Annotated in this window: 17 protein-coding genes and 1 pseudogene; 2 read left to right on the forward strand and 16 right to left on the reverse strand. The window is 61.8% G+C overall.

The genetic code is table 11. From position 1 onward, the window contains the following. Positions 1-612: 612 nt before the first annotated feature. The gene (gene rpoD, locus F6X39_RS34090) at positions 613-2,607 is read left to right on the forward strand and encodes an RNA polymerase sigma factor RpoD (RefSeq protein ID WP_184040465.1); all 1,995 of its coding nucleotides are present in this window, start codon (positions 613-615) and stop codon (positions 2,605-2,607) included. A 331-nt stretch (positions 2,608-2,938) separates the two neighbouring features. Here the strand turns inward: rpoD and F6X39_RS34095 are convergent, their stop codons facing one another. From F6X39_RS34095 to norR, 15 genes and pseudogenes are all read right to left on the reverse strand, one after another. Next, positions 2,939-4,042, reverse strand: coding sequence for a YjgN family protein (locus tag F6X39_RS34095; RefSeq protein WP_187619853.1), 1,104 nt, complete (start codon positions 4,040-4,042; stop codon positions 2,939-2,941). Between the two features lie 633 nt (positions 4,043-4,675). Beyond that, complete coding sequence (locus tag F6X39_RS34100) at positions 4,676-5,884, reverse strand: PLP-dependent aminotransferase family protein (RefSeq protein WP_187619854.1); 1,209 nt, start codon at positions 5,882-5,884, stop codon at positions 4,676-4,678. A 152-nt stretch (positions 5,885-6,036) separates the two neighbouring features. Then, positions 6,037-7,209, reverse strand: a complete 1,173-nt coding sequence (locus tag F6X39_RS34105; protein ID WP_187619855.1) for an NAD(P)/FAD-dependent oxidoreductase — start codon at positions 7,207-7,209, stop codon at positions 6,037-6,039. Between the two features lie 156 nt (positions 7,210-7,365). Beyond that, positions 7,366-8,865: an aldehyde dehydrogenase family protein gene (locus tag F6X39_RS34110; RefSeq protein ID WP_187619856.1), complete on the reverse strand. Its 1,500-nt coding sequence runs from the start codon at positions 8,863-8,865 to the stop codon at positions 7,366-7,368. Positions 8,866-9,042: 177 nt separating this feature from the next. Further along, positions 9,043-9,954 (reverse strand): LysR family transcriptional regulator, encoded by a 912-nt coding sequence (locus F6X39_RS34115; protein ID WP_187619857.1) that lies wholly within the window; start codon positions 9,952-9,954, stop codon positions 9,043-9,045. A 114-nt stretch (positions 9,955-10,068) separates the two neighbouring features. Then, positions 10,069-11,451: an MFS transporter gene (locus F6X39_RS34120; RefSeq protein ID WP_187619858.1), complete on the reverse strand. Its 1,383-nt coding sequence runs from the start codon at positions 11,449-11,451 to the stop codon at positions 10,069-10,071. A gap of 298 nt (positions 11,452-11,749) precedes the next feature. Further along, positions 11,750-12,097, reverse strand: a pseudogene (locus F6X39_RS37165) (LysR family transcriptional regulator); the annotation flags it as partial. Positions 12,098-12,140: 43 nt separating this feature from the next. Further along, positions 12,141-13,439: an MFS transporter gene (locus F6X39_RS34125; RefSeq protein WP_187619859.1), complete on the reverse strand. Its 1,299-nt coding sequence runs from the start codon at positions 13,437-13,439 to the stop codon at positions 12,141-12,143. A 48-nt stretch (positions 13,440-13,487) separates the two neighbouring features. Continuing rightward, complete coding sequence (locus F6X39_RS34130; protein WP_187619860.1) at positions 13,488-15,107, reverse strand: glycoside hydrolase family 43 protein; 1,620 nt, start codon at positions 15,105-15,107, stop codon at positions 13,488-13,490. A 172-nt stretch (positions 15,108-15,279) separates the two neighbouring features. Continuing rightward, complete coding sequence (locus tag F6X39_RS34135) at positions 15,280-16,098, reverse strand: HpcH/HpaI aldolase/citrate lyase family protein (RefSeq protein ID WP_187619861.1); 819 nt, start codon at positions 16,096-16,098, stop codon at positions 15,280-15,282. Next, entirely contained in the window at positions 16,095-17,483 is a 1,389-nt protein-coding gene (locus tag F6X39_RS34140) for an MmgE/PrpD family protein (protein ID WP_187619862.1), read from the reverse strand. Before F6X39_RS34140 ends, F6X39_RS34135 begins: the two co-directional genes overlap by 4 nt. A gap of 14 nt (positions 17,484-17,497) precedes the next feature. Then, a complete protein-coding gene (locus F6X39_RS34145) occupies positions 17,498-18,676 on the reverse strand; it encodes a CaiB/BaiF CoA transferase family protein (RefSeq protein ID WP_184074316.1) in 1,179 nt (392 codons plus the stop codon). Between the two features lie 16 nt (positions 18,677-18,692). Next, entirely contained in the window at positions 18,693-19,856 is a 1,164-nt protein-coding gene (locus F6X39_RS34150) for an acyl-CoA dehydrogenase family protein (protein WP_187619863.1), read from the reverse strand. An 18-nt stretch (positions 19,857-19,874) separates the two neighbouring features. Beyond that, complete coding sequence (locus F6X39_RS34155) at positions 19,875-20,717, reverse strand: MaoC family dehydratase N-terminal domain-containing protein (protein ID WP_187619864.1); 843 nt, start codon at positions 20,715-20,717, stop codon at positions 19,875-19,877. Positions 20,718-20,935: 218 nt separating this feature from the next. Then, complete coding sequence (gene norR / locus F6X39_RS34160; RefSeq protein ID WP_187619865.1) at positions 20,936-22,531, reverse strand: nitric oxide reductase transcriptional regulator NorR; 1,596 nt, start codon at positions 22,529-22,531, stop codon at positions 20,936-20,938. A 138-nt stretch (positions 22,532-22,669) separates the two neighbouring features. Here norR and hmpA point away from each other — a divergent pair, with 138 nt between their 5' ends. Then, positions 22,670-23,851 (forward strand): NO-inducible flavohemoprotein, encoded by a 1,182-nt coding sequence (gene hmpA, locus F6X39_RS34165; protein ID WP_187619866.1) that lies wholly within the window; start codon positions 22,670-22,672, stop codon positions 23,849-23,851. Positions 23,852-23,984: 133 nt separating this feature from the next. On the opposite strand, the gene F6X39_RS34170 is transcribed toward hmpA, so the two are convergent. Continuing rightward, positions 23,985-25,028 (reverse strand): transporter, encoded by a 1,044-nt coding sequence (locus F6X39_RS34170; protein WP_187619867.1) that lies wholly within the window; start codon positions 25,026-25,028, stop codon positions 23,985-23,987. Positions 25,029-25,299 lie beyond the last annotated feature (271 nt).

The raw sequence follows: 25,299 nt of genomic DNA on the forward strand, positions 1-25,299 counted from the left end.
CTTCTGATACTTCTGCCTGACAGCAGACTCCGGAGAATCCGCCGCCGCATTCCGCATCAAGCGCCCACACTTATCGACTGTTAGTTTTTAAAGATCGGTCCGCCAAACCCGCCGCGCCTGAACCACCCCTACCCGGCACTGCTTCGTTTGCGTCGCTGCGTCTGCAGCAGAGAGACGAGATTATGGAGAGCGGTCAACAACACGTCAATACCCTTCTGCGAATTTCTTTTGGGGACAGCATGCGAGGATACGACTCCATATACAGGAAAACGACATGGAGCCCCCTTGCGCAAGGAGCAACTCGCCCCTATGTAGGTTAGGTCGCGCGCATGGCCATGGACTATGCACCTGCGCAGCCTCACGCAATGCCTGCGACAACAGCGACGATGATTTGATGTGCACCCACGAGCGCGAACCCCCAAGCTCGTATATAATGCGAGCCGCGCAAAATTTCGCATGTCCATCGGCCCGCTTCGAGCGGGCTCATCTTTTTTGCTCCCCAGAGCACAGCCCAACAACCGCGTTGAGTCACATCAGGTGATGCTGAGCCCTGCTCGAAACGCCTGACGGTAGCGTCTTGCGTCTCATAGCGAAGCCTCTAGAGGAAATTACGTGAACCCTTTTGATCGCGAAGATTCGCAACACGACACCGCCTTCACTGCCAAAGTTCCGTCCGGCCGTTCGGCCAAAGGCAAGGGCGCTGGCAAAGCGATTCCCGTGGCAGCCGAGCTGCTGCCGCAACAAGCCGAAGAACGCCAGCGCCTGATGCGCGCACTGATCCAGCTGGGTAAAGAGCAAGGCTACCTGACCCACGCGCAGATCAACGACCACCTGCCCGACAACTTCACCGCAACCGCCGCGATCGACAGCATCGTCAGCGCGTTCAGCGACATGGGCGTGCAGGTCTACGAGCAGGCCCCGGACGCGGAAACGCTGCTGCTCAACTCGAATTCCCCCGCCGTGGTGTCGGACGACCAGGCGGACGAGGAAACCGAAGTCGCGCTGTCGACTGTCGACTCCGAGTTCGGCCGCACCACCGACCCCGTGCGTATGTACATGCGCGAAATGGGCGCGACCGAGCTGCTCACCCGCGCAGGCGAAATCGCGATTGCGAAGCGCATCGAAGACGGCCTGCACGAAATGGTGCAAGCGATCGCCGCGTGCCCGCTCGCGATCTCCGCGATCCTCGCGAGCGCGCAGCAGGTTGTCGACGGCGAGTTGCGCATCGACGAACTCGTCGACGGCCTGAATGAAGAGACGGCCGCCGCGGAAGAAGTCGCGAGCGCCGACACGGATGCCGATGAAGACAGCGACGCCGACGAAGACAGCGAAGACGAAGAAGACGACGACGTCGGTCCGGAAGATTCGTCGGCGGCCGACGAAGCTCGACTGAAGCAGCTCACGAGCGACTGCCTCGAAATCTTCGCCCAGGTCGGCATTCTGTACGACCAGATGAACGCGTCGCACGCGCGCGGCGACGTCACGTCGAAGGCCTATCTGCGCGCACGCGAAGACATTCAGCAGCACCTCGCGAAGATCCGCTTCACCGCACGCACGATCGACCGTCTGTGCGGCGACGTGCAGCGCCAGGTCGCGCAAGTGCGCGCGATCGAGCGCAACATTTTGCAGATCGTCGTCTCGAAGGCCGGCATGCCGCGCGAGAAGTTCATCGAAACGTTCGCGGGTAGCGAGGCCGACCTCGGCTGGACCGAGCGTGCCGCGCGCACCGGCGCGTCGACCTATGGTGCGGCGCTCGAGCGTCACCTGCCAGCCATCCAGTCCGAACAGCAGAAGCTGATCGACATCGAAGCGACGGTGTCGCTGCCGCTCAAGCATCTGAAAGAAATCAACCGCCAGATGGTCGCGGCCGAATCGAAGATGCGCAAGGCCAAGAGCGAGATGATCGAGGCGAACCTGCGTCTCGTGATCTCGATCGCGAAGAAGTACGTGAACCGCGGCATGCTGTTCCTCGACCTGATCCAGGAAGGCAACATCGGTCTGATGAAGGCCGTGGACAAGTTCGAATACCGTCGTGGCTGGAAGTTTTCGACGTACGCGACGTGGTGGGTCCGTCAGGCCGTCACTCGTTCGCTCGCCGATCAGGCACGCACGATCCGCGTGCCGGTGCACATGATCGAAACGATCAACAAGCTGAACCGCATTTCGCGCGAGATCCTGCAGCAGACCGGCCAGGAAGCGCATCCTGCGGTGCTCGCGGAACGCATGGAACTGTCGGAAGAGAAGGTGCGCGGCATTCTGAAGATCGCGAAGCAACCCGTATCGCTCGAAACGCCGGTCGGCGACGACGGCGATGCGACGCTGGGCGACATGATCGAAGACGCTGGCGTATCGTCGCCGGCGGATGCCGCGATGCAGGCCGACCTGCGTGCCGCGATCGACGACGCGCTCGACTCGCTGTCCCCGCGCGAAGCGAAGGTGCTGCGCATGCGCTACGGCATCAACACGAAGTCGGATCACACGCTTGAAGAAGTGGGCAAGCAGTTCGACGTGACCCGCGAGCGGATCCGCCAGATCGAGAGCAAGGCGATGCGCAAGCTCATGCATCCGAGCCGCGCGGACCGTCTGAAGTCGTTCCTCGACCGATAAGCGTTTGCCACGCTTGCCGTGCGCGCTGCACGGCAAGCCGCCCACATCGTCATACACAAGCAGCGGGATGAACCGGTCGACGGTGAGTCCCGCTGTTTGCTTTTGTGCTGTACCTTTCCACAATTCTTCAGGCGCGAATTCTCCGCTTCGCTTCCCGCCCTGTTGTCCACAGATTTTGGGAACAAGCTTGTGGACAACCTGCGCATGACTGCGCTAACTCATTGAGCGTACTGCGTTTCGCGCTCGCGCCTGAGATGAGTCGCGTGTCCCATTACTTGCCGCACATCGTGCGCCCCCCGCCCATTGCCGCGCTCTCAACGCGAGTCCAATCTCAGAAGGCGCCACCATGATCGAGCAGATTCAGCATGCCCTCGCCAGTCAGCGGCGCCGCCACGGTGCTTTGCCCCAGCATATGCGGATCGAGGTAGCCGGAAACCTGCAGCGTGTCGACGGCAAAGCGCATCAGCCGATGCAGCACGATTGGCGCCCCAAGGCCGAGCGTGAACACGATGATCGCAAGGTTGCCGCACTGCAAACTGAGCAGACGCGCCACGCTGACGTTACTGCCGAAATGCAATTGCGAGCCGAGCGACGTATTGCCCATCACGTGGCGCGTCAGCGCGGCGACATAGAAGCCGCGGATCAGCATCGTGCCGATGGAGAACAGCGCATAAAACAAAAACAGCGATCCGAGCGCGGCCCGCGACGGCGCCGTACTCGCCCCCGGCACGTGGTCGACATGCATCGATGCGAGAGCGCCCTTCAGAAACACCATGAACAGCACCGCGAACAACACGACCACGCCGACGAACGTAACGAGGAACAGACCGTAGACGACCCACGCGCGCCCCTTGAAGCGAAACGCCAGGCTACCGAAGCTGCTCGCGTTGATGCGGCACTCCGTTAGACGCATCGATGTCCACGGCGTCATCTGGCCAAGCGTGACAACGCACAACAGCGAGTACAGCAACGCGCGCACGCCGAAGCCGAGCGCCGAGCCGGTCATGCCGCCGCGAATACCGCACCACTGCGTCCGGCTCAGCCGATAGCGCTGCGTGCCGAAAAACGCACCCGCCGCGAGCACGACGATCAGCAGATACAACGCGATGACAGGCAGCGAACCGAGTGCCGCGCTTTTCGTCAGCATGCGCAAGACCACGCTTAGCGCGCCAGCCGCGAACACCGCGCTGAACACGACCACGATCGCGAACAGAAAGCCCTTGAATAGCTCGCCCCCGGTGCCCGTGTACTCGAAGCGCTCGTCCTGAAACCGCATGCGCGACCAGACATATCGGCGGTTGTTCGTGGTCGCCCAGAAGCGGTAAATACCGAGCGTCACAATTTGCAGCGCAAGGTTTCTGAAAAAGATGCCGTAGAGGTCGCCGAGCGTGCCGTCGTAGATCAGCAGCGGCCGCTTCTCGTCGAGTGAATTCATTGCGTTGCCCCCTTTTCCTCATTTAACGTTTTTGTGGCCCACTCACGCATTCTCGTGCGGCACTCATATGCGGCATGCATGGGCGAACGCGACGGGCGACGATGCTGTCCCGTGCGAAAGCCGACTCGTGTGGCGCGAACCCGTGTAAAACCTGTCTTTCAGACATTCCGGGAATCACGCAAAACGGAAGCCGGCCGGCAAGCACGATAATTACACGGTTTCTTATCTTTATAAATGGCATTTCCGCATATAAATCGACCACTTCCATTACAAGATTTGGCAACACCCGAATTTATTCGAATTGCATAATCTTGAAATTAAGGCGTGCAATAACGATTTCATTGCGGGCAATCATTTGAGGGGCCACTCGCGCGTACGCGCCGTTCGACGTGGCAATCCCGGGCGGCCTCATCTGCGGCTCGCCACGGTCAGTCTCATAGAAGGCACGCGCGGACGAAAACGATTGCGTATTCGAACTCAACGCGTTTCGCGTTTCGCGATTAATAAGGAACGCGGTGAATTCTGTTAAATCGCCACAATTTTTGGCATTTGGATAAAAAAACCCGGCTGCACATTAGATGCTCGCCGGGTAATCTGCCGCATTCCACTGATTGTGTTGATGCAATCAGGATTTTATTGCTCGTCGAAGTACTGCTCGAGCGCGCGGTTCATTCGGTGCACGCCGGTTTCAATCTCCTCCACACCCGGCGCGGCAAACGACAGGCGCAGCGCAGCTCTATCGGCCGCGTCCTTGTAAAACGCGACACCCGGCACGAACATCACGTTCTGTTCGATGCACACGCGCAGATAGTCGGACGCATCGCGTGCCGCGTTCAGACGCGCCCACACGAACATGCCGCCGGCCGGACGATGAAATGCGATGTGCCGCGCGAGATGCGTGTCGAGCGCATCGCATAGCGCGCGGCATTTGACGGAATACGCATCGACAATGCGCGGCAGATGCCGCTCCAACCCGCCGCTCGCGAGGTACTCGGCGGCAATCGCCTGGGTCCAGGGCGCGCTGCATAGATCGACGGTCTGCTTGGCGACCACGCATCGCCGCACGATCTCCGCGTGCGCGACCATCCAGCCGACACGCAAACCCGGCGCGACGATCTTCGACAGACTCGATAAATGCACGACCCAGTCGCGTGAACCGGGCACCTGCTCGCTCAATGCGAAAAGCGAAGGCACTGCCGTGCCATCGAAACGCAGATCGCCATACGGATCGTCTTCGACGATCACGAACCGATAACGCGCCGCCAGTTTCAACAATGCGATTCGACGTTCGAGCGATAGCGTCGCGCCGGTCGGATTCGCGAACGTCGGCACCGTGTACAGCAGCTTGGGAGCGCGACGCAGCGTGCCCGTCTCGAGCACCGCGGCGAGCTTCGCCACGTCGAGGCCGTGTTGATCGACGGGCACCGTGACGACGTCGGCCTGTTGCAGCTTCAGCGCCTGCAAAGTGGCCGGATACGCGGGCTGCTCGACGAGCACGACGTCGCCGGGCGCGACCATCACGCGCAGCAACAGATCGAATCCTTGTTGCGAACCGGTCGTCACCAGCAGGTCTGTTGGCGCGCATGGCGTGCCGCGCCGTGCCATCAGCTGCGCGAGCTGTTCCTTGAGGATCGCGATGCCATCAGTCGGGCCATATTGCAGACACAGCGTCGGCTGTTGCGAGGCGCGCGCGGCCGCGGCATCGAGTCCTGCACGGTCGAGCAGATCGCTCGCCGGATAGCCGCCGGCAAACGAGATCATGCCGGGCCGCGCGAGGTATTTGAACAGCTCGCGGATCGGCGAGCCGCTCGGGGCTTCGAATGCGGAATTGAACGAGAACATGATGACGGCCGCCTGCCTTGCGTGTGATATCGATTGGGATGTCGAAGACAATCGACGTCGATTGCGGCCATCGGCGGGATCTGCGGCAAACGATATCTACCCACTACTTATTGCGTTTTTCGCATGACCCGCGCATCGAGCCATATAAGGTGCTACACCACGTTCTTTTCGATGATCGGCCGGTTTTCGAGCACGCGCGTAAAGCTTAGTGAACTGAGATCGAGCGTCGCATAGCGGCCATGCAGAATCAATTCGCTGATGCCGCGTCCGGTTGCCGGCCCTTGCTGCAAACCGTGGCCGCTAAAGCCGTTCGCGAAAATGCAGTTATCGATATCCGGGTGATGGCCAATGATCGCGTTCTGATCGAGCACGTTGTATTCGTAATAGCCGGACCAGCAGTTCTGCACGCGCAGCGCCTCGAATTGCGGCACGCGATTGGCGAGCGTCGGCCAGATCACGTCGTCGAATAGCACGTGATCGACTTCATCGAGCGGTAGATCGTCGGGATCGTTATCGGCCGACGGCGACGTGCCGCAGATATACGAATTGCCTTCAGGCCGGAAGTACACGCCGCTCGGATCGATCAGCAGCGGACAGCGTTCAAGCTTTGCCGGCGACGTGACGTTGAAGATACTGCGCCGCCGCGCATAGACGGGCAGATCGATGCCGACCATCTGTGCGACCTTGCGCGACCATGCGCCGGCCGCGTTGACGACGACGTCGCAAGCATAGGTCTCATCGTCCGCGGTTTGTACCTGCGTGACGCGATTGCCCTCGCGATGCAGCGCGGTGACGTCTGCCGCGACATAGCGCGCGCCGAGCGCCTGCGCTTTCTTGCGCAGCGCCTGTACTAAACCGTAGCCGTCGAACCAGCCCTCGCCGCTTTCGCCATAAGCGCCGGCAACGAGGTCGTCGGTATTGAGCCAAGGGAAGCGAGTTTGCAAGCCATGCGTGTCGAGCAGGCTGATATCTGCGCCGAGGCTTTTTTGCAGCGCGTGATTCTCGCGCAGCGTCGCTTCACCGGCAGGTGTCGCGAGAAACAGGTAGCCGCCTTCGTGCAGATCGATCGAGGGCCGGGTGCCGTCGACTTCGAGCCGCTCGCCGATCGAGCGAAGAAACTCGATGCCGAACAGCGACATCTGAATGGAAAGCGGCGTAGAAAACTGCTGCCGGATCGACGCCGCCGACAAGGCCGACGACGAACGCGCATAGGTCGGATCGCGCTCGATTACCGTGACGCCGACTGTCGGATCGGACAGCCGCAAGAAATACGCAATCGAACTGCCGATCACCCCACCGCCGACGATCACGACTTTCGAACTCACGTCTTACTCCACGAGTAACGTGGCCGCTCCGGAACGCCGGGCGGCGCAAACGGATTGCTATCTGGAACGCGCGGCTGTGGCGCGCCGGACGGTGACGGCGGCGCACTGGCATCAACGCGATGCGCCGCCATCGCTTACGACGTCACACTTGCGCGCTCAGTCGAGATTGAAATCGATACCCTGCGCAAGCGGCAACGCCGACGAGTAGTTCACGGTATTGGTCGCGCGACGCATATAAGCCTTCCATGCATCCGAACCCGACTCGCGCCCGCCGCCCGTTTCCTTTTCGCCGCCAAACGCACCGCCGATCTCCGCGCCGCTCGGTCCGATGTTGACGTTCGCGATGCCGCAGTCGCTGCCCGACGCGGACAGGAAGCGTTCCGCTTCGCGCAGGTCGCTCGTGAACACGCACGACGACAAGCCGTGATGCGCTGCGTTGTTCGCCTCGACCGCATCGGCGAAATCGGCATAGCGCAGCACGTACAGAATTGGCGCGAACGTTTCCTTCAGCACGACCGACGTTTGCGACGGCATCTCGACGATGGCCGGACGCACGTAGTAGCCGCCCTCATAACCCTTCACTTCGACTCGCTCGCCGCCGAACACCTTGCCGCCCTCGGCCCTCGCCTGCTGCAGCGCTTCCTGCATGCGGTCGAACGATTGACGGTCGATCAGCGGCCCCATCAGCGTGCCCTTTTCGAGCGGATTGCCGATCGGCACGCGCCTATACAACTGCTTCAGACGCTCGACGGTCTTCTCGTACACGCTGTCGTGCACGAACAGACGCCGCAGCGACGTGCAGCGCTGACCGGCCGTACCGACCGCCGAGAACAGGATGCCGCGCATCGCGAGTTCATGGTCGGCCGTCTGCGTGACGATGCCGGCGTTGTTGCCACCGAGTTCGAGCAGCGAGCGGCCGAAGCGCTTCGCTACTTCGACGCCAACCTTGCGACCCATTTCCGTGCTGCCCGTCGCGCTGACGATCGACGCGCGCGGATCGGCCACGAGCTTTTCGCCCACGTCGCGTCCGCCGTTGATCAATGCGGCCAGGCCGGCTGGCGCGTCGCCGAATTCCTTCAGCGCGTCTTCGAGAATCCTGTTCACGGCCAGCGCCGAGAGCGGCGTCTTTTCCGACGGCTTCCAGATCACCGCGTTGCCGCACACCAGCGCAAGCGCCGCATTCCATGACCAGACCGCCACCGGGAAATTGAACGCCGAGATCACGACGCAGGTGCCGAGCGGATGCCACGACTCCGCCATCCGATGACCCGGGCGCTCGGACGCGATCGTCAAACCGTACAGCTGACGCGACAGACCGACCGCGAAATCGCAGATGTCGATCATTTCCTGCACTTCGCCCATGCCTTCCTGCAGGATCTTGCCCGTCTCCAGCGAGACGAGGCTGCCGAGCGCCTGCTTCTGTTCGCGCAGCCGATTGCCGAGCAGCCGCACCAGTTCGCCGCGGCGCGGCGCCGGCACGTTACGCCACACGGCAAACGCGTCTTTGGCCCGGGCGAGCGCCGCGTCGACCTCGACCGCCGTCTGGCTGGCCACACGGCCGATGAGCTCGCCGGTGATCGGCGAATGAACGGCGATATCGCCGGCTTGCGCGGCTTGGGCAATGCCGAGATCCGCGAGGATAGTGGACGCGTCCATGTGAACCCCTTTAATTTCCGATACGAAACAAGAGTAAGTTCGGAAACTATACACGCGCGTTTTTGTGGCGGCAAGAAGATGCTTGGGGAGTGAAATACCGGTTGACAAAAGGGGGCGCTGTTTCCAGAAGGAAACTTCGTCAGACTTCGGGCGGGTGTCACGCCCGCGCGTCAAGCGTCAAGCATCTGGCCCGCCATCCTCCTCCAGCACCGCCATCAACCGGTCGACCAGCACACGCGCGAACGGCGGCAAGTCCTTCAGACTGCGCACGCAGATCTTCAGCTTGCGCAAGGCCCACGGATCGTTCAGGCCGACGATCGCGATCTGCATCGTCTTTCTGTGCCGCAGCGCGACCGACTCCGGCACGATGCCGATTCCGACACCCGCCTCGATCATCCGGCACGCGGCCTCGAAGTTGCCGACCTGGATGCGAAGTTTGAGACGCGCGCCGAGCGCATCGGCGGCACTCGTGATGAACGCGTGAATCGCGCTCGACGTCGGCAGGCTCACGAAGTTCGCGTTCAGCACCTGCGAAAAGTCGACCGACGCTTGTCTCGCGAACGGATGCTCGCACGACGTAACCAGCACGAGCCGATCGTCGCGATATGGCAGCATCTGCAGATGCTCGGCATGCACGTTGCCCGCGACGATCCCGATATCGGTCGCGCTGTCGGCGACGCCCTTGACGATCTCGCCGCTCAGCACTTCGCGCAGATCGATGTTCACGTCCGGGTGATCGCGCAGGAAACGGCTCAGCACGGCCGGCAGAAACTCGCTGATCGCGGTCGTGTTGGCCCAGATGCGCACGTGGCCCTTGATGCCCTCGCCATACTCCTGCATGTCGCCGGCCAGATGCTCGACGCGTTCGAGCACGAGCCGCGCGTGATGCACGAAGGCTTCGCCCGCGGGTGTCGGCGTCACGCCCTGGCTGGTTCGATAGAGCAGCTTGATGCCGAGCTGTTCCTCGAGATTCTTGACCCGGTTGCTGGCGGCCGGCGCCGACAGGTGCGAACGCTCCGCCGCACGCGCGAGGTTGCGCGTGTCGGCGATATGCAGGAGCAGGCGTAAATCGACGAAATCGAAGTGCATGATGAAAGCTGCTAGCGAAGCATGCGCAAAGCAAACTTTCATCTTAACCGGGTGCAGTGAAAATTTAGCCGGGGAAAGATCCGAATCGACAGATCACCTTGATGCGCGCACGGCTTAAGCCGACTCTCGCATCATCTCCGCTTGCGGTATCAGCTCGGCATCGGGCGAAATCTCTTCGAGCGTCTGCTGACTCGTTTCGATGCGCAGCGCGAGAATCGCGATACTCAGCAACAACAGCACGCCACCGACCATCGTCAGCACACCCGTCACGCCGAACTCCGTGTAGAGCAGCAGCGCGACGTAGGGTGTCGACATCGACGCCGCGCGGCCGCACGTCCCGGCCACGCCGGTGCCGCGCAAGCGATGCGCGGTCGGAAACAGCTCGGGGATATAGCCGAACAGGCCGAGCGTGCAGACCGTGTAGATCGTCGTGACGAGCGCGAAACCGACGACCGCGATCGGCACTGGCGCGCGCATCTGTACGTAGACGAAGCCGAGCACGATCGTTGCAAGCGAGAACAGCACGATGCCGTTGCGTCGCCCCAGGCGGTCCGTCACGAGATAACCGACGACAGCGCCGGCCGGCGCACCGAACGACATCAGCAGCACGAAGCCGAGCGACTGCACGATGGTCAGGCCTTCCTTGACGAAGAACGTCGGCAGCCACGCGACGAAACCGTACAGCGACATGTTGATCGCCATGCAGGTCAGCGCGGCGACCAGCGTGCGGCCGATCATGCCGCGCGCGAACAGCGCCGAGAACGGCGCGGCCGGCACCTCGTGACTGACCACGCGCGAAACCGGCGGCAGCTTGCCGACGCGCGCCTCGACCTGTCGCTCGATTGCCGAGACGGTGGCCTCCGCCTCTTCGAGCCGGCCGACCGTTTCGAGCCAGCGCGGCGACTCCGGCATCCGATGCCGCAGGAACCACACGACCATCGCGCCACCCCCCGCGATCGCGAACATGTAGCGCCAGCCGAGATGTGGAATTACCCAATAGCCGACTGCGGTCGCGCCGAGCAGACCGGAGTTGATGATCAGCGCGAGCAGCGCGGTCCAGCGGCCGCGTGTGGCGGGTGGCACGAACTCACACAGCGTGCCGGCCGCGACCACGAGTTCGGCGCCGAGGCCAATGCCCATGACGAAGCGCAGCAGGATCAGCCAGTAGATGTTCGGCGCGAAGCAGGCGGCGAGCGATGCGATGCCGAAGATCGCGAGATTGGCCTGATACGAATAGCGTCGACCGAAGCGGTCGCCGAGATAGCCTGCCAGCCCCGCGCCGATCATCATGCCCATGAAGGTCGCGGAGATGAAGAACGAGCCGAGGCGGAGATCGGTGAAGCCGGTTTTGACCATCGCCGCGAGCGCGCCGTTGGCGAGATAGATGTCGAAGGCGTCGAGGAAAGCACCCGCGCCGATCAGGCCGAGGATGTTCCAGTGGAAGCGGGTGATCGGCAGGCGGTCGAGGCGTGCGCCGGAGTTGATGGGGGCTGGCAAATTGTGTCTCCTGTCTTTTTAGGCTGCGCGCGGGCGAGAGGCGCGAGCGCGGAATAGTTCTGCGAGGCCGCCTTCGTTCGATGCGGCGGCTCGGGGCAGAGCGCTGAACGGCCGTTGTCGGATCGTGCAGGGCCGTTGGCTTCAAGAGTGCGACAGGTGACGTGGGGTGGGAATTGGGCTTTTTGGAGGTGAGTGTTCCGGTTTGATTAAGGGAATGGTAAAGAAGCGATTTGCATACCCGAAAGGCGGAACCGCGTCGAGGTCGATTAATGCAAGCCGTTTGTGTAACGGCCGCTCGCTAGTGAGCGTTCGCCAACTCGACAACGAAGTCCAGAAAGGCACGCGTCTTCGCCGGCATGCGATGCCGTGACCGATAGCACGCGTAGAGGGGATAGCGCTCGTCAGCCCAGTCGGGAAAGAGATTGATCAACCGCCCCTCTTTCCGGTCTCCGAATTACGGAATTCCAGGCATCGGTGGCTCGGGCCTTCGAGATCTTCCGGCTTTGCCGGCCGTCCCAGTCGCGCGATGTACGACGGCGCGGCGAGCGTCACCACGGCCGGGTCGAGCAGCTTGCGGCGCGATGAACTCGATTTCGAGTTCAGGATACGCATCCATGAACTGATCGAGTCGTTGCCCAAGGCCGGTGACTGAGCCGGAATTATCGCCGGCTCAAGCCCCGTCGCGCCATTTATCCCGCTGTCCGGTTCTGCACGGGCACTTCTGCGCCGGCGCTCCGCGCGACAGAGTCGCTGAGGTCCGTCCTCGTATTGATGAACCAGGCGGAAATCGAAGCCAACAAGAAGCAGCCGACGAAGAGGTCGAATACGACATTGAAGTCGTCATTCGTCCTGGTCAGGATGTAACCGACGATCAGCGGGGAAAGAAATCCTGCCAGCTGACCCGCCGCATTGACAAAGCCGATTGCCGACCCGACGACCTTGTTCGGCAGCGCGACGTTCGGGATGGTGTACAGCGAACAGCCGGCCATGGTTGAGAAGAAGTAGCCGATCGTCTGAAAGAACACCGCCGTTTCCGCGGTCTCCGCATGGGCCGTCAGATAGGCAAAGATGGCGGCCACGACGCAGCCGAGGACGACAAGCAATTCGCGACGATTGCGGAAGAACTTGTCGGAAAGAAAGCCCGTAATGCAATAGGCAATCGTGCCGACGAGAAATGGCACCGACGCCATAATGCCCATTCTGGCCGTCGAAAGGCCGCGCGCTTTCAGCAGATACGTCGGGAACCAGCTCATGATGCCCCACGAGGCGATGCTGAAAACGAACAAGGTGACGAAGCACCACCAGACCAGCGGCGTTTTCACCAAACCAGCAAAATCCGCTTTGCCGGCAGAGGCAGACAAAGACTTTTCGCTGGTACCGATTTCCTCCAATTCGATCTTCGAAACGTGCTTGCTGTCTTTCGGGCTGTTTCTGATATAGATCCAGCCGAATACGGCCATCGCGACACCGGGTATGAACAGACTCGTGAAAATCGCGCGCCATCCCCACGCGGCCATCACGGCCGCCACGAACAGCGGCGCCAATGCGGGTCCCAGCGCATTAGTGGTCATCATCAGCCCGGTTGCCCGTCCCACTTCGCGCTTTGGGAACCAAGCCGACAGTGTCTTGAACGCGGCGGGAGGAAAGAGCGCTTCGCCGATGCCGAACGCGACCCGCACCACCAGCATCAAGCCGAGCGAATTGCACAGCCCGGTAAGCGCGGTGAAAATCGTCCACCAGGTGATGCCGATCGTCGTCATCAGCCGCGGACCGAATCTGTCTGCAAGCAGGCCAGCCGGGATCTGACATAGCGCGTAGCTAAAGAAGAACGCGCTCAGGATTCCACCCATTTCCATCGCGGACAGATGAAACTCGGACGCAATGAATGGAATAGCCGCTGCCATGATCATTCTGTCCATGTAACAGAGCAGATAGATTGCGAACAAAATAAGCAGCACGAGGTAGCGATGTCTCCAACGAAAGCGCATGAGATCTTCCTTATTATTAAATGACAGCGATGACACGAAATCCGAGCTTTAGCCGATCAATTGGCGGTACGAGAACGACTTGAAATCGGCAGGCTCGCGAAAGCCCAGCATGTCGTTGACGGTGATACCTGCGAATGCCCCCGTGAAGCCGATGGGGGTTGCATATTCATCGCTGAGTTTCGTGAAATCCTTTTCCAGTTCAAGGTCCTTCCAGTCACCGTGCGTCAAGCGATAGAAAAAGCGCAGTTTCGCGTCCACGACGCGAATCCGCAGGTCGATCCCGGTGGCCTCGGGCAGCGTCGCCAGTCGATTGCTGTAGGCGAAGCTGCCGGCATCCATTTCCATGTAGGACAGGATTTTTGTGCCGTCGTCGTCGCGCGTGACGAACAGATAGTAGAAGGTGTTCTCGTCGTAACGCGCCATGAGCCCAGCCATGTGCAGATATGACTTGGGTGAAAATTCCAGCGCGGTTTCGACTTCGAACTGCCAGTCACGGATGCGACAGGCCAACAAGCTTTGATGGAACCGCGAAGTCGGTGACTCTTGCCCCCTTATCCGCAGATAGCCCGGACGTTCGTGAAGATTGCACCAGTCGTCGCCGATGGGGATACGCAGACTCTGCAGTTCCAGGGGCAGCGCGGCACGTTGTCCAAAATCGATCGTCCAACTACTGTCGAGCCTTTGCTCGATATCCGAGCCGATCGCAAAAGATTCGGCGGGAACCACTCCGCCACTGGCGAGGCGGGGCCAGTCGGCATGCCATTCGATAGGTGCGACACAGGTTTCACGGCCTAGCGGCGAGCGCTTCGTGTGCGCATCGATTGGTCTCGATCCGAGGTACGTCATGTACCACTGGCCGTTGGGACCCTCGACCAGATTGCCGTGACCGGTCCGCTGAATCCGTCCATTCGCGTCGCGCGACGTGAGCATCGGCGTATCAGGATGAAGCTCGTATGGACCGAAAATGTCGCGGGACCTGGATACACACGTTGCATGTGTATAGCCTGTGCCTCCCTCCGCTGTGATCAGGTAGTACCAGTCTCCCTTCTTCAGCAAATGCGGAGCCTCGTAGATCTGACATTTCATGAAGTAATCGGTCTTCAGGTTGGCGCCTTTATAGATGACGTGCTCTTCGCCGATCAGCTTTTCCTCCTGCACCGAGTATTCCCGCAGAACGATTCCGACGAACAGGTCTTCGTAGATACCTCTGAAATCGCGCCGGATATAGGCGAGCCACTTTTTGCCAGATTCGTCGTGGAACAGGGATGGATCGTATCCACCGGACACGAGATGCACGGGCTCCGACCAGGGTCCTGTGATGTCCGGGGCGGTTACGAGGTAGTTGTGCATGTCACGAAGCGGGGAGATCTTCTGCTCGCCTTTCCATGCCTTGGTGTCGGTATAGACGAGCCAATAAAGACCGTCGTGATAGGAGAGGGCTGGCGCCCATATGCCTGCGGACGGCTGCTCTCCGATCAGGTTCAATTGCGATAGCCTGTCGAGAGGCGTGGCCTTGAGTTCCCAGTTGACGAAATCTTTTGATTCGTAAATGAGAACGCCCGGATACCATTCAAACGTTGAAACCGCGATATACCACGCATCCTTGCCACGGCACACGCAAGGATCCGGGTTGAAGCCGCGCAGAACTGGATTTTGAATAGTACTCATCGGGAGGGTATTTTTTGACGTGCTGAGAGGAACAGATCTTCTTTACCGACAACGTTGCGACACCGAAACATTTCCGTCGAAATGTGTTACCGATAACAATTTAATCTAGCATGTGACCTGCTAACTATTCAAGTGCGACGATGGGGGGTAGGGGCGACGGAAAACCGCATTGTCACAAGCTTTCGGAGTCGCCCACAACCCTCCGCGCCCGCAGAATCACCGGCATATCGACCATCCTCCCATCCACGGCAACCGCGGCGCCATGGCTCGCCTCGACAGCCGCAAGCACCCGTTGCGCCCACTCCACCTCGGCGTCACTCCATGCATACGCGCGATGCACCGGCTCGATCTGCTTCGGATGAATGCAAAGCTTGCCGCCGAAACCGAACCGCCGGCCGCGCCGCGCATCAGCTTGCACCGCATCAGCATCGGTAATGGTCGTCGACACGCCATCCACCGGCGCACCAATGCCAGCCAGCCTCGACGCAAGCACGATCTGCGAGCGAAACAGATGCAACTCCTCGCCATCCCCATCGATGCCGAGATCGATCTGAAAATCCAGCGTACCGAAGACGATACGCAGCACGCGCGGCGCGCTGCATAGCTCCGCAAGATTCGCGAACCCGCGCGCAGTCTCGACAATCGGCAGCACGCTCAACGCCGGATGCGCGTTGGCCAGCACCGCGTTGATCTGTTCGCGCGTCTCAGCCTTCGGCAGCACGATTCCGGCCACGCCGGTCTGCCCAACGAGCACCGCAACGTCATCTGGAAACCATGGCGTGTCCGAGCCATTGATACGCACCCAGGCGGCCCGCGATGCGTTAGCCGACACCGCGGCCACAACCGCCGCACGCGCCGGCACCTTCTGATCCGGCTGCACCGCGTCTTCCAGATCGAGAATCACCGCATCCGCGCCGGCCGCATAGGCCTTGTCAAACCGCTCAGGCCGATTCCCAGGCACGAACAGATACGACCGGGACAACGCGCTCATGCCGTCACCATCGTGCGCGAAGTTGCATCGAATACCGAGCCAATCTGCTTCTCTTCGGCAATACGCCATGCGCGGCGAAGCAGTTGCGCCGCCTCCTGTTCGCTAGCCGCACCCGAAAACGCCGCCAGCCGATGCAGCTTCGTCGCAATCTCGTCGCGCGACAAGGTATTGCCTGGATCGCCCTTCGGCTCATCGACACGCCCATCGAACACGCGGCCGTCGGTCGTCGTCACCGTGACCTTGCCGATCCAGCGTGCGGGATAGGCGGCGTCGACTTCAGCGTCGAGCGCCATTGCGACCTTGTCGCGAAACGCGGCGATCTCGCTCGCGTCGAAACCCTGCTCGAATTCGGTCACGCCGGCATAGCCGTGATGCGCGACCAGCCCGAGCACTGTGCCCATGTTGAACTTCGCCTGATGCACCGTGCGCGGCGCGACCACGGGACCGAGCACATCGATCGCGCCTTGATGCACGTGCGCGACGACCTTCGCGATGTCGCGCGGCGCGAAACGATGCGTCTGCACGACGGCGAGCAGCGCATCGGCGGCCGGATGCGTATGGCGGCACGCCGCGTGATACTTGAACGACGTCTCCGCGGTCGCCCAGCGGCTGCCAAGCCGATCGACGAGGCGCGCCGGATCGGCGTCGCTCGACATGCCCGCGGCCATGCCCTGGGCGCCTTCGAGAATGTGCGTCGCGCCCTTGAAGCCGTCGGCGGCGAGTTGCGCGGCCATCAGGCCGTTCGCGGCGGCCATCGCGGTGTGCAGTTGCTTCGAGTCGGCGGCGTCGCGCAGAAATTCCCATAGGCCGCTCGCCTGCGTGCCCGCCGAGCCGAACGCATCGAGCATTTGGGACGGCAACAAACCCAGCAAGCGTCCTGCCGTTGCTGCGGCCGCGACCGTGCCGACCGTGCCCGTAGTGTGAAATACCTTGTAGTGCGAGCGCCCGAGAAATTCGCCGATGCGAATGCCGACCTCGTATCCCGCCACCGCCGCCGCGATGAAGTCGCGCCCCGACGCTCGCTTTGCCTGTGCCAACGCGAGCGCAACCGGAAACACCACGGTCGCCGGATGAAACACCGAGCCATTGTGCACGTCGTCCTGTTCGGCGAAATGCGATGCCGCGCCGTTGATCATCGCGGCGAAATACGGCGTGGTGAGACCGCGGTCGATCAGCACCTCGCAGAGGCCCTCGTTCGTCGCCCCGGCTGCCGCGCGTGCGAACCGCGCGATCGTCTCGACCGGGCGCGCACCCTTGCCGGCCAGCGCGGAGCCGAGCCAATCGACGTACAGGTTGACGGTACGCTCGACGACCTCGTGCGGGATGCGGTCGAAGTCGAGTTGCGCGGCGAAAGTGGCAAGCGTGAGACTGGGATGGTCGTTCATGGGTCGTTACCGAATCAGATCGTGCCCGCCGCGCGCAGCGCGTCGATACGCCCATTGTCGTAGCCAAGCTCACGCAGAATTGCTTCCGTATGTTGACCAAGCGTGGGCACAGGGTCCATTCGCGGCTCGAGGTCGGAAGGCAGACCGGGCGGCCGCAATGCGGGTATCGTCCCCGTTGCCGTGCCGACTTCCTGCCAGCGCTCGCGCGCCTTCAGTTGCGGATGCGCCCACACGTCGGCGAGCGTATTCATCTGCGCGTTTGCGATGCCTGCCTCATCGAGTCGATCGATCACGTGCGCCGCGCTCTGCTTCGCGAACGCCGCGACGATCACCTCGCGCAAGGCGTCGCGCGCCGCAGTGCGTTTCGAGTTCGATGCGAAGCGTTCGTCGGTTGCCAGTTCAGGCTGTTCGAGCACGCGCTCGCAAAACAGCTTCCATTCGCGTTCGTTCTGCAGGCCAAGCATGACCGTCTTGCCGTCGCCAGCGGGAAACGGGCCATAAGGATAGATCGTTGCATGCGCTGCGCCCGCAAGCGCGGGCTGCGACTGACCGTCGATCGCGTAGTAGAGCGGATAACCCATCCACTCGACCATGCTCTCGAGCATCGATACATCGATGCGGCAACCGCGCCCTGTGCGTCCACGCTGCAACAGCGCGCTCAGGATGTTCGAATACGCGTACATGCCCGCCGCGATATCGGCGATCGAACAGCCCGCTTTCGCTGGCGAGCCGGGCGAACCGGTGATCGACAGGAAGCCGGACTCGCTTTGAATCAGCAGGTCGTACGCCTTCTTGTCGCGATACGGACCGTCCGCGCCGTAGCCGGAAATATCGCAGACGATCAACTTCGGATACTTGTGGCTCAATGTGTCATAACCGAGGCCAAGCCGTTCGGCCGCGCCTGGCGCGAGGTTCTGCACGAGCACGTCGGCATCGGCAACCAATGCGTCGAGAATCTCGGCCGCCGCGGGCTGCTTCAGGTCGAGCGAAAGACTCTCCTTCGAGCGATTGGTCCACACGAAGTGCGACGACAGCCCATGCACACGTTCGTCATAGCCGCGCGCGAAATCGCCGACGCCGGGCCGTTCGATCTTGATCACGCGCGCCCCGAGATCGGCCAGTTGACGCGTGCAGAACGGCGCGGCAATCGCGTGTTCGAGCGTAATGACCTTGATACCGTCGAGTGGTCTCATGATGTCCGCCAGCGGGTCAGAACGAACGCGGCAGCCCGAGGATATGCTCGGCCACGTACGAGAGAATCAGATTGGTCGATATCGGCGCGACTTGATACAGACGCGTTTCACGAAACTTGCGCTCGACGTCGTACTCGCACGCGAAGCCGAAGCCGCCGTGAAATTGCAGGCACGCATTGGCCGCTTCCCACGACGCATCCGCCGCGAGCAGCTTCGCCATATTCGCCTGCGCACCGCACGGTTGATGTGCGTCGAAACGACGTGCCGCTTCGAAGCGCATCAGGCTCGCTGCCTCGACGTTGATGAACGAGCGCGCGATCGGAAACTGCACGCCCTGGTTCTGTCCGATCGGCCGGCCGAACACGACGCGCTCCTTCGCGTATTCGGTGACTTTATCGACAAACCAGTAACCGTCACCGATGCATTCCGCGGCGATCAGCGTGCGCTCCGCGTTCAGGCCATCGAGAATGTATTTGAAGCCTTGCCCTTCCTCGCCGATCAGATTCTCGGCCGGAATTTCGAGGTTGTCGAAAAAGAGCTCGTTGGTCTCGTGATTGACCATATTCAGAATCGGCTGCACGGTCAGGCCATGACCGATCGCCTCGCGCAGATCGACGATGAAGATCGACATGCCCTCTGATTTCCTCTTCACGTCCGCGAGCGAAGTGGTGCGTGCGAGCAGAATCATCAGGTCCGAGTGTTGCACGCGCGAGATCCACACCTTCTGACCGTTGATCACGTAACGGTCACCGCGCCGCTCTGCGGTCGTCTTGATCTTCGTCGTATCGGTGCCGGTGGTCGGCTCGGTCACGCCCATCGATTGCAAACGCAGGCCGCCGTTCGCGATCTTCGGCAGATACTTGCGCTTCTGTTCTTCCGAACCGTGCCGCAGCAGCGTGCCCATGTTGTACATCTGCCCGTGGCACGCGCCCGAGTTGCCGCCCGCGCGATTGATCTCCTCCATGATCACCGACGCTTCCGTGAGCCCGAGCCCCGAGCCGCCGAAGTCCTGCGGAATCAGCGCGGCGAGCCAGCCGGCCTTCGTCAGCGCGTCGACGAACTCTTCCGGATAGCCGCGCGCCTCGTCGATCTTGCGAAAGTACTCGCCGGAAAACTGCTGACACAGATCGCGCACGGCCTCGCGAATGTCCTGGAACGAATCGTGTTGCGTGGTTTGCATAGTCGAGTCTCGCGGAATTCAGGCAAGCGCGGCGGTCGCGCGCATGGTCAGATAACCTTCGTGATCTTTCGCCCACAGGTCGATGGTCTTGCCGTCGGCGGCGGGCTTGCCGCATACCGTGAACGGCTGGTCCGCGAACATGGGGCGAAGCGCGCGAAACGCGAAGCTTTGCAGCGTCGCTTGCGGCAGTTCTCGGCGCACGAGATCGACCAGCAGCGTCGCGATCAGCGGGCCATGCACGACGAGGCCCGGATAGCCTTCGACCTGCGTGACATAAGGATGGTCGTAGTGAATGCGATGGCCGTTGAAAGTCAGCGCCGAGTAGCGCAACAGCATCACGGCATCGGCGTCGATCGTGCGGCGCCATGTTTCGTCTTCGGGCGCGGGCGCCGGCTGTTGCGGCCGCGCGCCCTCCTGCGGCGCGTCGCGATAGACGATGTCGTGCTCCTCTTCGAGCTTCAACTCGCCATCGACTTCGATCGTATGTTGCACGGTGACGAACACGAGGCGGCCCGAGCGGCCGGTCTTGTCCTCGATATTGGCGATCGTCGACGTGCGCCGCGCATGCTCGCCGATCTTCAGCGGCGCATGAAACGTGAGCCGGCCGCCAGCCCACATGCGGCGCGGCAGTGGCACGGGCGGCAGAAAATCGCCACGCTTCGGATGTCCGTCGGGGCCGACTTCGGAGAGCGGCGCAACCGGCAGAAAGTACAGCCAGTGCCACAACGGCGGTACGGTGTTACCGCTTTCCTCGCGATCGAGCGTGGCGGCAAGCGCCTTCAATGGAAACGCGGTGATGTCGTCTTCGGCCACCGCCTGCTTGTTGAGCCAATCGTCGAGTTTCTCTGGGGCAGCGGACATGACGGAGTCTCCAGATTCAGTGTGATGGTCCTCGTTAGGGCCCACTATGACCGACGCGCTGCGTTCCGCGAAGTTCGATTTTCCGAAGCGGGCCTTTGTTTTTCGTTAAGACGTTGAGCCCAGCGAGCGGCGCTGACGATCTGTTGTCAGCGCGATCGGCGATTCGATGTGGCTTGACCTTAGTGCCGGGCCGCGACGGCACCCCTGCGCCTGTTCGCTCATTTGAGCCCGAGCCGTTTAGCCAGCCGATTCAGATTCGCCCGGTCCAGCCCCAGCTCGCGCGCGACCGCCGCCCAGTTCTGCCTGTTGCGGATCAGCGCTTCGAGAACGAGATTGCGTTCGAACTCGGTGACCGCGCTGCGAAAGTCTTTCGCCTCGCTTTCCTCGCTCTGCGTGGCGATTTGATTGGCTTCATGATCTTGTGCGTCCGACAACGCGAAGTCCGCGGCCGTCAACGTCAGAATACGACGGCGCTCACGATTGGCCGCCAACGCCTTCAGCGCACTGCGTCCGATCAGATGCTCCAGTTCGCGCACATTGCCGGGCCATGAGTAGCGCAGCAATGCGGCCTGCGCGTCAGCCGCAAGACGCAGGCTCAGCAAACCGAGCCTGGAGCGATTGTCTTCGAGGAAGAAGCCCGCCAGCAGTAGCACGTCGCGGCCACGCTCGCGCAACGGCGGCACGCGCAGCGGATACACGCTGAGGCGATGATAGAGGTCGGCGCGAAAGCGGCCCGCGCGCACTTCTTGTGCGAGGTCGCGATTGGTTGCGGCGATGAGCCGCACGTCGACTCTGTGTTCGTGGTCCGAGCCGATGCGCTGCAACTGGCCGTTCTGCAGCACGCGCAACAGCTTTGCCTGCACCGCGAGGGGCAACTCACCGACTTCGTCGAGGAAAATGGTGCCGCCGTCCGCGAGTTCGAACTTGCCGCGTCGATCCGCCGAGGCTCCCGAAAACGCGCCGCGCACGTGCCCGAACAGTTCGCTCTCGACGAGCGTATCGGGCAACGCCGCGCAGTTCAGGCTGATCAGCGGCTTGTTCGCGCGCGGCGACAGCGCGTGGATCGCATTGGCGACAAGTTCCTTGCCGACGCCGGTCTCGCCGGTGACGAGCACGGTCAGATCGCTGGCGGCCACCACCTCGATCTCCTTGATCATGCGGCGATGCGCGTCGCTGCTGCCGATCAGCTCGCGCCGGCTCTCGCTGCTCGCCAGCCGATACGCTTCCGCGCGGCGCTGCGCCTCCTCGCCATTGCGCGCCAACGCGTCGATGCGTTCGACGACGCTCACGGTCGCGGCCGCGAGGCCGAGAAACGCCTGCAGCGAGGCCATGTCGAGTGTGTCGAAGCGCGCCGGGTCGAGTGCGTCGAGCGTGAGCAAGCCCCAAGGCTCGCCGCGGATGAACAGCGGGCACCCCAGACAGTCGTGCACTTCGAGGTGCCCGGGCGCCATGCCTTGCACGAGGCCATCGTAGGGATCGGGCAGATCGGAGTCGGCGGCGAAGCGCGTCGGCCCTGGCTGGGCCAGCAGCTCCTGAAAGCGCGGATGCTCGGCGACGCGAAAACGCCGCCCGAGCGTATCGCCGCTCAAGCCGTCGATGGCGAGCGGCACCAGCGTATCGCCTTCGAGGCGTAGCAGAGCGGCCGCGTCGCCCGGAAATAGCGAGCGCAGCGCGCTGAGCAGCCGCCGATAACGCTCGCGCTCGGACAGCTCGCGCGACAGGTCGAGAATCAGCGGGGTAAGAACATCGAGGACCGCCCCTGTAGTCAGATCGACTGCGGATTGAGTCTTTTCGACTAGGGTCGAATGAACCATCTTAATTGCCAGATCGTTGATCTAAATGCATTTTAAACCTGGCACGAATCGTGGATAGCAGAGGCAGTCTGCCGAAACCGGCTGTGACATTCGCTGATAGACAGACGCTCACTCAGACTCTCATCAGGACTTAAAAACATGCTATCCGCCGAACACCGCGCCATCATCAAAGCAACCGTGCCGCTCCTGGAAAGCGGCGGCGAGGCGCTCACCACGCACTTCTACAATCTGTTGCTCAGCGAGCATCCGGAAGTGCGCCCGATGTTCAATCAAGCCAATCAGGCAAGCGGCGCGCAACCGCGCGCGTTGGCCAACGGCGTGCTGATGTATGCGCGCCATATCGATCAGCTCGAGCAGCTGGGCGGCCTCGTCGCGCAGATCATCAACAAGCACGTGTCGCTGAACGTGCAGCCTGAGCACTATCCGATCGTCGGCAAGTGTCTGCTGCGCGCGATTCGCGAGGTACTCGGCGCGGACGTCGCAACCGACGCCGTGATCGAAGCGTGGGCCGCCGCGTATCAACAACTCGCCGATCTGCTGATCGGCCTCGAAGAGAAGATCTACGCCGAAAGCGCAGCAGCGCCCGGCGGCTGGCGCGGCACGCGGTTGTTCCGCGTCGCGCGCAAAGTGCGTGAAAGCGACGAGATCACGTCGTTCTATCTGCGTCCCGATGACGGCAGCGAATTGCTCGCGTTTCAGCCGGGTCAGTACATTGGCGTGCGTCTGGTGATCGACGGCGAAGAAGTGCGTCGCAACTATTCGCTGTCCGCAATGAGCGATGGCCGCGAATATCGCATCAGCGTGAAGCGTGAACCGAATGGCACCGTGTCGAAGTATCTGCACGAGCAGATCAAGGAAAGCGACCCGCTCGAGCTGTTCGCGCCGTCCGGCGAATTTACGCTGCAACCTGGCGACAAGCCGTTGGTGCTGATCAGCGGCGGTGTTGGCATTACGCCGACGATGGCGATGCTGGAGGCCGCGCTGAAGACCAATCGTACGGTGCATTTCATTCACGCGGCCCGACATGGTGGCGTGCATGCATTCCGCGGCGCAATCGATGCATTGGCCGCACGCCATCCGCAACTGAAGCGCTTCTATTGCTACGAGGAGCGCCGTGATGGCGATGCCGAAGCGCACGCGCTCGGTTACGTCGACGAAGCGAATCTGAAGAAGTGGTTGCCGGAAACGCGCGATGTCGAGGTGTATTTCCTCGGGCCCGTCACGTTCATGAAGGCGATCAAGAAAGGGCTGAAGGCGATCGGCGTGCCGGAATCGCAGAGCCGTTATGAGTTCTTTGGGCCGGCTGCCGCGCTCGAATAACGCACTCGAGTAATCGACGAGTACTTGCCCTCTTTGAACCGCTGCGAAGCGTATTCGAAGACGGGCATGTTCGGGCTTCGATCACGCCGGCGGGTTTGGCCTCGTAAAAAGCGGGCCAAATCTGCCGCGCCTTCTAGCGCTCCCTCCTGCGGCGAAACGCCCACCAGCCCGTCAGCCCGGTAAAGCCGGCGACCAGCACCACCATCAGCCAGAAGCCATGCTTGTTCTCGGCGAGCGGAATGCCACCGACGTTCATGCCGAAGAAACCGGCGACGATATTGATCGGCATCACCAGCACCGTGACTAGCGTCAGCGTAAATAGCGTCCGGTTGTTCTGCTCCTCGAGGCGCGAGGTGATTTCTTCCTGCAGCAATCTGACCCGCTCGATCAATCCCGCTACGTCCGAAAGCACGACCGAGAATTCCTCCGTCGATTCACGCAGATCTTGCACGTCTTCCGCATGAAGCCAGCGAGGCGGCCTCGCCAGCAAGCGGAAAATCGCGCCCGGTTCGGGTGCCAGCATGCGTTGCAGGCGTGTCAGCGTGCGACGCATCGCGCCGAGGTCCAGGCGGTTTTGCGTCGGCCGTTGCGACAGAAAGCGATCCTCGATTCGATCGACGTCGGCACTGGTTCGGCGGACGATCTGCACGAGCAGGTCGGCCTGGTCGCGCATCAGATGAACTAGCAGCTCGGCAGGTGACCTGAATATTTCCCCTTCGCGCACCGACGCGCGCAAACGGTCGACCGAGCGCAGCGGCTTCAGCCGCGCCGTCACGATGAGCCGCTTATGTGCGTAGATCCACAGCGTCGCGATTTCTGACGGGATGAATTCGAGGTTGAACATGACGTCGTTGACGACCGCGCGCAGTGCGCCGTCCGCATGCTCGATCCGCGTCGAATGCGAGCCTTCGCGCAAGGCGTCGAAAAAGGTTTCGGGCAGATCGAGTTGTGACCGCATCCAGCGCTCGCTCGCGCTATGCGCGAGATTGAAGTGAAGCCATAGAAACTCGCCAGCGTCCGTCGCGTTAGTGCCGGCATCGTCCTCGCGCTCGCGGTACCAGTCGATGACTTCGTCCGCGTCGATCGGCCGCCCGGCGAGCGTCGGCGAAAACCGGAAACCGCAGACCATACCCGACGAATCCGCGCCGTAGGTTTGCATTGCCAGATCTGATTTCATAGGTCGTTCGATGCCAGCGCTTCCGAAAGGAATACGTGAGCATAGCGCGAACAATTGAAAGAGAGTTGACGCGCGCACTTTCCGGCGTCGTATTGTCGAATTGTGGCGACTGGATTGTCTCCGAAACGTCATCTCTGCCGATGACGGCCGCGTAAACGCAAAAACCCCACCGCGGCGGGTGGGGTTTCTGACTGGGGGGGAGCCTGACGATTACCTACTTTCACACGGGCAATCCGCACTATCATCGGCGTGGAGTCGTTTCACGGTCCTG

This window comes from Paraburkholderia sp. UCT2, from assembly GCF_014397665.1.
Taxonomy (GTDB): domain Bacteria; phylum Pseudomonadota; class Gammaproteobacteria; order Burkholderiales; family Burkholderiaceae; genus Paraburkholderia; species Paraburkholderia tuberum.